The following is a 6,736-nucleotide window of genomic DNA, read 5'->3' as shown; positions in this document are numbered from 1 at the left end:
GTTGAGGGGCTTAGAAGACTTGCAGAGACAATAAGGGGGAATGGAGCTATAGCAATAATACAATTAAATCATGGAGGTGGAAGATCATCATCAAAGATAACTGGAGAGAAACCCATAGCACCATCAGCAATAAAACTTGAGGGGTGGACTGAAGAACCCAGGGAGATGACCCTAAAAGACTTTATTGAAGTTAAAGAAGCATTCAAAAGAGCTGCAGATATAGCTGTGAAGGCGGGATTCCATGGAGTTGAAATACATGGAGCACATGGATTCCTACTAAACCAATTCACATCACCAATAACCAATAGACGCCTAGACGCATATGGAGGAACCTTCGAAAAGAGGATTAAATTCCCATTGGAAATAGTGGAGGAGGTTAGGAGGGTTATTGGAGGGGGGAGGATACTATCATATAGGATTGGAGCTGATGACATGATGCCGGGGGGAGTAACCATAGAGGAATCCATGAAATTTGCAGTGAAACTTGAAGAATGCGGGGTTGACGTTATAAATGTTTCAGGGGGGTTATGCGGCTCCAGACCTCCAAATCTAACAGGTCAAGGATACTTCATCCCCCTAGCTGAAAAGATAAAATCTAAGGTTAAAATACCAGTAATAGGGGTTGGAGGGATAAGAGATCCAGATTACGCCAACAACGTAATTAAAAGTGGAAGAGTGGATTTAGTTGCAGTTGGAAGAGCCATGCTTGAAGATCCAAAATGGGCGGAGAAAGCTCTAGAGAAGATTAAATCAAAAACTACTTGAGCGATTGAACCCTCTTGGACAATTGCTCCATAAGCTTCTCCTCCTCAATGGCATGCCTCTCTTCAAGGGTTAAATCCTCTGGAAGCCAGCTTGGCTTATCCTTCTTACCCTCAAAATACTTTCTAATAGCTCTCCTCAAAGCACCCACAGCAAGAACTCCACAATGATATTTAACGCTTGGTAGTCCTCCCAACTCTTCAGTTATAGTTTTCCAATCAATATTCCAAGCCTCTTCAAGACTCTTACCCTTAATCATCTCAGTCATTATGCTTGCAGCAGCAATGTTAGCTGCACAACCATAACTCTCGAAACTAGCCTTCTCAATGGTTTTACCATCACTTGAAAGTTTAATGTATATTGCAATCATATCTCCACAAGCCAAGCTACCCGCAGTTCCATGTATCTCTGCATCTGGTATTGCCCCAAGATTCTTAGGATTCCTAAATAACTCCAAAACCTTGGGGGAATATATTAATGGTATTCTACTGGACAAACCCCATCACCCCGATTTAAATGGGCTAATAGATCTAACCCTACCCACAGCTTTAGGGATATTCTCCAAAACGTATTTTATGTCATCAGAACTATGCATTGGCGTAACCTTCATCAATATACTTCCATGAGCCTCTTCAAACCTCCTACCAATAGCTATTAGGACGTGGCTTGGCTGAAGAATCCTACTGGTACATGCACTACCACTTGAAACGTATATCCCCCTCAAACTAAGCTCCACAGTTAAAGCTTCACCTTCACAATATATGAAGCTTATGTTAACATTATCTGAAACTCTACGCCCCCCTCTAGGACCATTAAGTATGGAGTGATCCACCGAGTTTAGAATTCCATCTATGAGCATATCCCTAAACCCCATCATCTTAGAATTAAATTCACTAAAATTATTCATCATAACCTCCACAGCCTTAGCGAAACCACATATTGCTGGAACATTCTCCAATCCAGGCCAAAGCCTCTGCGTACTTAACTGACCATAAAGTATTGGTTCAAGGTTCAATCCATCCCTAACATATAGGCATGCAGCCCCCTTAGGGCCGAAAACCTTATGACTACTGAAACTAGCTAAATCCACACCCAAATCCTTTAAGTTAAATTTAACTCTACCAAGAGCATCCACAGCATCCGTGTGTAAAACTATATTCTCATCACGATCCTTAACAACCTCAACAATCCCCCTCAAATCCTGTATAACGCCAATCTCATGATTAACTATCCCCACACTAACCATAAGAGTATTGGAATCTATAAGCGAGGATAAAGCATCTAAATCCACAAACCCCTCACCATCCACAGGTATCTTAACCACTTCAAAACCATATTTAGCCAAACTCTCAGCTGCATGAATTACACTTAAATGCTCAATACTTGAAACGAGAATCTTCCTCCTAGAAGAATCTCCATGAGCCTTTGCAAAACCTAAGACAGCCAAATTATTGGCTTCAGTTCCACTATGGAGGTAAACTATTTCATCTGAATTGCATCCTAAAGCCCTAGATATAACCTCTGAGGATTTAACTAGAACTTCATAAGACTCCCAACCAACCTTATGCGTTATAGATGGATGACCATAACCATAAGAAACATAACAATCGACCATAGCTTTAAGAGCCTCGGGAAATATTAACCCAGAATTCTCAGAATCCAAATAAACCTCCCTAGGTGGAATCCCATGAAGCTTAATTAAATCCTCAGCATCACGTTTAATTTCACTACCCATAAACACATACCAAATAACAATGGTAATAATTAAATAAAAATGTTACCAAACATTATTTAGAGATGAGTATAAATGTTGAATGTAGAGGAGATAAGGAAAGACTTCCCAATACTCTCAAGGGAGATTAATGGTAAGAGGCTAATATACTTCGACAATGCAGCCACAACACAGAAACCAGTACAAGTGATAAATAGGATTATGGAATTCTACATGAAAAACCATGCAAACATACATAGAGGTATACACACATTAAGTCAAGAAGCATCACAACTATACGAGGAAGCTAGAGAAACAATTGCAAAGATGATAAATGCAGATCCAAGGGAGATAGTATTCACAAAGAATACCACTGAAGCCATAAACATAATAGCATATACATGGGCTCTGAGAAAGTTGAAGAGTGGAGATGAAATAATAACATCATTAATGGAGCATCATAGCAACATAACACCATGGATAACACTATCACAATTAATAGGGGTGAAAGTGAAGTTCATAGGGGTAAATGCAGATGGAAAACTAAAGATGGAAGATATACCAAAACTAATAAACAAAAGGACAAAGCTAATAACGATAACACATGCCTCCAACGTCCTCGGAACAATAAACGACGTGAAAGGGATAGTGAAGATAGCACATGAAAATGGAATTCCAGTAGCAGTGGATGCAGCACAATCAGCACCACACATACCAATAAACGTGAAGAATATGGATTGCGAATTCCTAGCCTTCAGCGGACACAAAATGCTTGGACCATCAGGAACAGGAGTCCTATACATTAAAAGCGAAATACTCAAGGAAATTGAACCAACAGTTAGTGGTGGAGGGACAATAAAGAATGTTAAATGGATTCCGGAAATGGGGACATGCAAAATAGATTGGGGGGAGGGACCTGAAAAGCTGGAAGCTGGAACACCAAACATAGCTGGAGTAATAGGGCTTGGTGAAGCAGCCAAATACCTAATGAAGATAGGGTTGGAGGAAGTTGAAAAACATGAGAGGATGCTAGTAGAAGAAACCATGAAAGGGTTGATGGAAATAGGGGATGTCAAAATTTATGGACCGAAAAATCCAAATGAAAGGGTTGGTATAGTGGCATTCAACATCAATGGATTAAACCCACATCAAACAGCACTAATACTAGACCAATATGGAATAGCAGTGAGAAGCGGATTCCACTGCGCAGAACCAATACACCAAATAATTGGAGCAGAGGAGGGTAGTGTAAGGGCAAGCTACTACATATACAACACAAAACCAGAAGTGGAAGAAATGCTCAATGTAATTAGGGAGATAGTGGAGATGAAGAGGGATGGAGAAGTACGTTAAACAAATCATAAAGGCATGTGGAAAGGAAGCAGACTACATAGTTGTATTGAAAATGGACAAAACGATGGAAGCCATGGAGAAATTGAAGAATGAACTAAAGGAGGCAATGGATTTCGGAGGACTATACATTAAGGGGAAATTCAATGGAACTGAACTAAACATATTCAGAACGGGGAAAATACTTGTTAGAGGAATTGATAACGAAGAAGATTTAAAGAGAATTCTAAACAAAATCTTCAGCTAGGGAGATGAATAGAATTGCAAGAGGAAGTGGAAGTTAAAACCCACACAGCACTACACGTATTGAAGGGAGCTGTTAGAAAGGTTTTGGGAGCTAAATGGACTGCAAGCGTATACGTTAAAGGGAATCATGGAAGATTAACAGTTCAATATGATAGGAAACCATCACAAGAAGAATTGAAGAGGATAGAGGAATTAGCAAACAAGAAGGTTTTGGAGAATGTGCCAGTGAAGGTTATTGAAATGGATAGAGGTGAAGCGGAAAGAGTCTTTGGAGATGAAATGTACGATCTATTCCCAGTACCAGAAGATGTGAAGACCTTATCCATAGTCATAATAGAAGATTGGAACATAAATGCATGCAACAAGATGCATACAAAAACCACAGGGGAAATTGGTTACATAAAGATAGAAGATGCGAGATTTAGACCTTCAAAGAAGCTTCTAGAAATAAGTTTCAATGTAACTTCATGATTTCAGATTATAAGCATCTTTCAATGTGAAGTTAGAGAATATTTTGAAATTAACTGGCCATACGCTATTACCGAATACCCAGTTTATATTAAACTTAGTATGGCTCAATTATCTCTATTTCAGCTTCTTTAACTCCTGGAACTGATTCAGCAGCTTTCTTAACGCTTAGAATCAAGTATCTTGCAAGTGGACACATGAAGGATGGAACTGTTAAACTCATCTTTATTTTAACTTTACCCTCAGAGATTATGGATACATCCTTTATAAGTCCCATATCCACAACGCTCAATCCAACTTCTGGATCTATAACCTCCTTAAGCTTATCCATAATTGCAGACACCAAGATTTCATTCCCACTCAAGAAATATGCACCAACACATCATTTGGACTTGCATATAATTAAATGTTTCCAAAGCTCCCTAGAACCCCCTTCTAAGAGCCTTCCTCTCAGCTTCCATAATCTTCTCATAAAATGCATCTGAAGCTTCCTTGAAGGATTCAAGTATTGGTTTAACTGTTCTAGCGTTAAGCCCTCTACCGGCAAGGGCTATTGCAGCCAACTTCCCATACTCGGATATTAGCTTAGCATTCTCAATTGCTTCTTCAACGATCCTCCTCTCCTCGGAATTAAGTTTAGATCCACGTTTACCCACAATACTCTTTACAATATCTTCATCAACATCAAGTGGTGCAATGAGCTTTGAACCACAAACTTCACATTTAACTTCTACATCCAAATCATTTATCCTAATAGGCTTCCACCAATCCCAATTCTCAACACAAACGAAGAATCTAACTTCATTTAGCAATCTTGCCTTAGTGGCTTCAATTAGAACTCTCCTCAACCTTTCAGGTGGAATTATCTCACTTCTCATGGATATCTTCTCCAATCCAATTCTAGATGTGGGCGATAAATCTTCAACCTCGAAGCATTTAAGCTCCCTAACCCCTGAAGATAGATCCTTAAGGAATGATTGAGCAGTATTCACATCTATATCCATGGACAAATACTCTTTCAAAGCCTCCTCATATATAACTGACCCCTTAAACAACTCCACAAGTCTACGCATACCAATACTGGCTGCATCCATATCCTTCGATATAGCTCCAAACCTCCTCGCAACATGCATAAGCCTATACTTGAATAAGCCAGACCTCTCAGCCAGCCTAATAGACCTCTCCCTAACGTCAGATTCACTCAACCTAATTATTAAATCCCTAACATCCTCAACTTTCACATCCTCAGAAGCTTTAACCACAATCCTATATGGGTCTTCTTGAATCTCCACGGAATGACCTAAAAGCTCAGATAATGCATCCCCCAAAACCCTTGATAAAGCCCTATTGGCTAGATGGCCTAGATGTGTTGTTAAAATTATGAGTTCACCCCACTTCTCCAAAGTTACAACCCTATCGCTTGGAATTGGAAGCCCCCTCTTAACTTGCTCAAAAACATGATTTAAAGCCCTCTTAAGAGACTCCAGCTCCACAGGATACTTTCCAGCCAACTCCATTACAACATCATCCAATGAAGCTCCAGAGCGAAGTCTAGATTCAACGTAACCCCTAACCCTACCAACTTCTTGAGCCACAGCATAGGGAACTGGAATCTCCTCCCCAACCCAACTTGGAATAGCGCCAGTTGGATCACTATCTGGAGCCACATATATCCTATCACCAACAACCTCCTTAATCTTCCATAAACTCCCCCTGAAAACTATCTTCCTCCCTGGATCACCATACTCTGAAACGAAAACCTCATCTAGGAAACCTATGGGCACATTATCCTCAACATTCACAACCAAATACTTCTTCTCATCAGGTATCATGGATAGATTTTCGAAGAAGTATTCATATACACTCCTACTATTCCTAGGTGCAAGTACAACGCCATCTTCGAAGGAAACCCATGCAAGTCTAGGATACCTATTATGCATATAATTTAAAACTGATATGAGATCATCCCTACATATATTGGAGTATGGGTATGAACCTTTAAGTACATCTAGAATTTCATCGAAACTCCACCTCTTCCTATACATTAATAATGAAGCTATTTGATGACATAGGACATCGAAGGATTTCTCGGGAACCTTAACTGGCTCAAGCTCCTCATTCAATGCAGCTCTACATATAACCATAGCTTCAAGGGTGTCTTCAGGGTCGGCTGTAACTATAACCCCATTGGAAACTCTA

The 6,736-nt window shown here is 39.8% G+C and carries 7 protein-coding genes and 1 pseudogene; 4 read left to right on the top strand and 4 right to left on the bottom strand.

What is annotated here, in order from left to right; translation table 11 throughout:
• A partial coding sequence (locus MRT15_RS08300; protein WP_304329615.1) for an NADH:flavin oxidoreductase occupies window positions 1-765 on the top strand: 765 nt, incomplete at its 5' end.
• Here MRT15_RS08300 and MRT15_RS08295 read toward each other — a convergent pair.
• The gene (locus MRT15_RS08295) at window positions 758-1,258 is read right to left on the bottom strand and encodes an iron-sulfur cluster assembly scaffold protein (protein ID WP_304329614.1); all 501 of its coding nucleotides are present in this window, start codon (window positions 1,256-1,258) and stop codon (window positions 758-760) included. The genes MRT15_RS08300 and MRT15_RS08295 overlap by 8 nt on opposite strands.
• A gap of 6 nt (window positions 1,259-1,264) precedes the next feature.
• Entirely contained in the window at window positions 1,265-2,497 is a 1,233-nt protein-coding gene (locus tag MRT15_RS08290; RefSeq protein WP_304329613.1) for a cysteine desulfurase family protein, read from the bottom strand.
• Between the two features lie 72 nt (window positions 2,498-2,569).
• On the opposite strand from MRT15_RS08290, the gene MRT15_RS08285 reads away from it, so the two are divergent.
• From MRT15_RS08285 to MRT15_RS08275, 3 genes are read left to right on the top strand one after another with little or no spacing between them, the layout of a single operon-like run.
• On the top strand, window positions 2,570-3,826 hold the full coding sequence (locus MRT15_RS08285) for an aminotransferase class V-fold PLP-dependent enzyme (protein ID WP_304329612.1): 1,257 nt from the start codon (window positions 2,570-2,572) through the stop codon (window positions 3,824-3,826).
• Window positions 3,810-4,070, top strand: coding sequence for a hypothetical protein (locus MRT15_RS08280; protein WP_304329611.1), 261 nt, complete (start codon window positions 3,810-3,812; stop codon window positions 4,068-4,070). The genes MRT15_RS08285 and MRT15_RS08280 overlap by 17 nt, the downstream gene beginning before the upstream one ends.
• 14 nt (window positions 4,071-4,084) lie before the next feature.
• Complete coding sequence (locus MRT15_RS08275; protein WP_304329610.1) at window positions 4,085-4,540, top strand: alanyl-tRNA editing protein; 456 nt, start codon at window positions 4,085-4,087, stop codon at window positions 4,538-4,540.
• A gap of 94 nt (window positions 4,541-4,634) precedes the next feature.
• Here MRT15_RS08275 and MRT15_RS08270 read toward each other — a convergent pair whose 3' ends face one another.
• Entirely contained in the window at window positions 4,635-4,901 is a 267-nt protein-coding gene (locus tag MRT15_RS08270; RefSeq protein WP_304329609.1) for a metal-sulfur cluster assembly factor, read from the bottom strand.
• A 58-nt stretch (window positions 4,902-4,959) separates the two neighbouring features.
• Window positions 4,960-6,736: pseudogene (locus MRT15_RS08265) on the bottom strand (ATP-dependent helicase); the annotation flags it as partial.

The organism is Candidatus Culexarchaeum yellowstonense (assembly GCF_024707025.1).
In the GTDB taxonomy this organism is placed as follows: domain Archaea; phylum Thermoproteota; class Methanomethylicia; order Culexarchaeales; family Culexarchaeaceae; genus Culexarchaeum.
This window is presented reverse-complemented; position numbering and strand designations above follow the sequence as displayed.

Coding starts and splice junctions, on each gene's coding strand:
- MRT15_RS08290 (WP_304329613.1), bottom strand. CDS start 2,497: ATGGGTAGTGAAATTAAACGTGATGCTGAGGATTTAATTAAGCTTCAT.
- MRT15_RS08285 (WP_304329612.1), top strand. CDS start 2,570: ATGTTGAATGTAGAGGAGATAAGGAAAGACTTCCCAATACTCTCAAGG.
- MRT15_RS08280 (WP_304329611.1), top strand. CDS start 3,810: ATGGAGAAGTACGTTAAACAAATCATAAAGGCATGTGGAAAGGAAGCA.